1 protein-coding gene is annotated in these 3,831 nt (G+C 75.3%); it reads right to left on the bottom strand.

What is annotated here, in order from left to right; genetic code table 11:
* On the bottom strand, positions 1-3,831 hold a 3,831-nt coding region (locus tag B7767_RS25510), incomplete at both ends, for a non-ribosomal peptide synthetase (RefSeq protein WP_143652636.1).

The raw sequence follows: 3,831 nt of genomic DNA on the forward strand, positions 1-3,831 counted from the left end.
CTCCCCGGCCGTGAGCGCGGGCCGGGCGGCGGCGTCGGAACGGGCCGTGCGCCGCGCCAGTTCGGCGACGGTGGGTGCCTCGAACAGGTCGCGGATGGCGAGTTCGACGCCGAGGGCGGCGCGGGCGCGGCCGACCAGCCGGGTGGCGAGCAGGGAGTGCCCGCCCAGGTCGAAGAAGTCGTCGTCGGCGCCGACGCCGTCCTCGGGCAGGCCGAGCACATCGGCGAAGAGCGCGCACAGCGTCTCCTCGTGCGGGGTGCGGGGCGGCCGGCCGGTGCCCGGGCCGGTGAGGTCGGGGGCGGGCAGTGCCTTGACGTCGAGCTTGCCGTTGACGGTCAGCGGGAGGGTGTCCACGGGGACGAGGGCGGCCGGGACCATGTAGTCCGGCAGGCCGGACCGCAGGTGGTCGCGGAGCCGCCTGGGCAGGTCCTCCCCCGGCTGCCCGCCCTCCTCCGGCACCACGTAGCCGACCAGGCGCTTCGTCCCGGCGGACGGCACCACGACGACCGCCGCGCGGGCGACCTCGGGGTGCGCGGACAGGGCGGCGGTGATCTCCGCCGGTTCGATGCGGTAGCCGCGGATCTTCACCTGGTCGTCGGTGCGGCCGAGGAAGTCGAGCAGGCCGTCCGGGCGCCGCCGGACCAGGTCGCCGGTGCGGTACATGCGCTCGCCCGGCTCCCCGAACGGGTCGGCGACGAAGCGTTCCGCCGTGAGCCCCGGCCGTTCGTGGTAGCCGCGGGCGAGTCCGGTGCCGGCGATGTACAGCTCGCCGGGGCAGCCGGGCGGGACCGGGCGGAGCATGGTGTCGAGGACGTGGGCGCGGGTGCCCCGGATGGGCAGGCCGACGGTCGGGGTGGCGCTGTCCGTGGTGGAGCCGCCGAGGGTGTTGATCGTGTACTCGGTGGGCCCGTACAGGTTGTAGCCGTAGGTGCCCTCCGTGCTGCGCAGCCGGGTCCACACGGAGTCGGGGACGGCCTCGCCGCCGAGCAGGACCAGGGCGGGCCGGTGCCTGCCCGCGGCCGGGTCCTGTTCGAGCAGTCCCTCCTCGATCAGCAACTGGGCGTAGGTCGGGGTGACGTTGACGACGTCGACGGCGTGCCGGTCGCAGTAGGCCACCAGCGCCTCGGCGTCCCGGCGCAGTTCCTCGTCGCAGACGTGCACCTCGTGGCCCTCGACGAGCCACAGCAGTTCCTCCCAGGACATGTCGAACGCGAAGGAGACGGTGTGCGCGATCCGCAGCCGCCGTCCCCCGGCGGAGGCGATGGCCGGGTCGAAGATCTCCCGCTGGTGGTTGAGCTGCATGTTCGTCAGCCCCCGGTAGGGGGTGACGACGCCCTTGGGGCGTCCGGTGGAGCCGGAGGTGTAGATGATGTACGCCGGGTGCTCCAGCCGGCCCGGCACACCGCGGGCGAACGCCGGCCGTTCGGCGTCGGTGATGCCGTCGTGCGGGAGTGCGGAGAGTTCGGCGGACACGGACGGGGTGTCCAGGAGCAGTTCGGGCGCGAGGGGCCCCTCTTCGCCCCGCAGGGCGGGGGCCACCGCCGTGGTGGAGACCAGGCACAGCGGGCCGGTGTCCGCCACCATCAGGCGCAGCCGGTCGGCGGGGTGGTCGAGGTCGAGCGGCAGATAGGCGGCCCCGGTGCGCAGGACGGCGAACAGTGCCGTGACCATGTCGAGGGAGCGGGGCAGGGCGAGCGCGACGGCCTTCTCCGGTCCCGCGCCCCGGGCCAGCAGCAGCCGGGCGAGGCGGTTGATCCGGGCGTCGAGCTCGGCGTAGGTCAGGGACTGCCCGCCGAAGACCAGGGCCACCGCGTCGGGGGTGCGGGCGGCCCGGTCGGCGAGCAGGTCGGCGACGGTGTCGTCGGGCACCGGTTCGCGGGCCGCGGCCGGGGCGGTCCGCTCCCCGGGCAGCAGCAGGTCGAGGCCGGCGGTCCGGGCGCTGCCCGCCTCCGGTCCGGTGAGGACGTCGACCAGTCGCTCCAGCACGGTCGTGAACCGGGCGAGGATCACCGTGGCGGTGTCCGCGTCGAACAGGTCGGGCCGGGCGGCGAGGGTCACCCGCAGCCGGGTCTCCGGGGTGACGATCAGGGTGAGCGGGAAGTGGGTGCCGTCCACGTTGGAGATGCCGGTGATGCCGTGCCGCCGCCGGAGCGTGGCGGCCCGCTCCTCGCCGTCGGCCGAGCGCAGCACGAACAGGGTGTCGAACAGCCGCCGGTGGCCGGTCTCCCGCTGCAGCGTCCCGAGCCCCAGGTACTCGTACGGCATGACCGCCGCGCGTTCGGACTGCGCCCTGCGCAACAGGTCGAGCAGGGATTCGCCGGGGTCGAGGGCGATGCGGGCCGGGACCGTGTTGAGGAACATGCCGATGATGCCGGCGGCGTCGGGGACGTCGGCGGGCCGTCCGGCCACCGCCGTGCCGAAGGCGACGTCCGTGCGGCCGGTCAGCGCCGAGAGCACCAGGGCCCAGGCCGTGTTCAGCAGGGTGTTCGGGGTGAGTCCGTGGCGCCGGGCGGCGGTGCGCAGCCGGTCGCTGGTCTCACGGCTGAGCGTCGCGTCGAAGTCCGCCGGTATCACCGGGCCGCCCTCGCGGCCGGCCGGGGCGACCAGGGTCGGCTCGTCGAACCCGGCGAGCGCCCGGCGCCACGCGGCCAGTGCGGTGCCGGTGTCCTGCCGGTCCAGCCAGGTCAGGTAGTCCCGGTAGGAGCCGGGGGCCGGCAGTCCGGTGGCGTCGCCGGCCCGCTCGTACAGGGCGAGGAGTTCCTCCAGGAACAGCCAGGCGGACCAGCCGTCCCAGAGGATGAGGTGGTGGGTGACGACCAGCCGGTCCCGGCCGTCGCCGAGGTGGAGCAGCAGCAGGCGGGCGAGGGGCGGGGCGGTCAGGTCGAAGCGGCGGCGGCGGTCGGCCGCGAGGAGTTCGTCCGTGCGGGCCCGCCGCTCGTCGGACGGCAGTGCGCAGAGGTCGTGCTCGGCGAGGGGGAACTCGGCGTGCTCCGCGATGAACTGCGCCGGGCGGGGCAGACCGTCGCTGACGAAGCCGGCGCGCAGGCCGGTGTTGCGTTCCAGGAGCGTCCGGCACGCGGCCCGCAGCCGGGTGGCGTCCAGACGGTGGTCGAAGTCCAGTGTCTCCTGGGAGAGATAGACGTCGAGTGCGTCGCCGGTGTCGTAGGTGGCGTGGAAGTACATGCCTTCCTGGAGCGGGGACAGGGGCCAGACGTCCGCGACCCGCGAGGCACCGGCGGCGGCCTCGACGCGGGCGGTCTCCTCCGGGGTGAGCAGGGGGGTCTCGGGGGTGTCGACTGCCGTGGTGAGCCGGTCCAGCAGTGCCCGCAGGGCGGGGTCGACCGCCGCGCCGGACTGCTCCTGCCCCGCCAGTACGGCCTTCAGGGCGGCGGCTGCCCGGTCCGCCTCGGTCGCCGGGAGCGTCACGTCGGAGGCGGCCGGATTCCGGGGGGTGTGTTCGCCGGCCGCGGCGGCGAGGGCGGCCGGGGTGCGGCGCTCGAAGACGTCGCGCGGGCCGATGGACAGTCCGTGCTCCCTGGCCCGGGTGGCGACGGTGATGGAGGTGAGGCTGTCGCCGCCGAGGGTGAAGAAGTCGTCGTCGGCGCCGATGCCGGGCACACCGAGCACGGCGGAGAAGATGTCGCACAGGGCGCGCTCCCGCTCGTCGGCGGGTGCGCGGCCCCCGGGGGCGGGGGCGGGGGTCGGCGCGGGCAGCGCGTTGACGTCGAGTTTGCCGCTCGGTGTCAGCGGCAGTTCGCCGATCAGCAGGACGGCGCCCGGCACCATGGGCGCGGGCAGCGCGTCCGCGAGCGCCGCGCGCAGGCTCCCGGC

Source organism: Streptomyces sp. 13-12-16 (assembly GCF_002114215.1).
Taxonomy (GTDB): domain Bacteria; phylum Actinomycetota; class Actinomycetes; order Streptomycetales; family Streptomycetaceae; genus Streptomyces.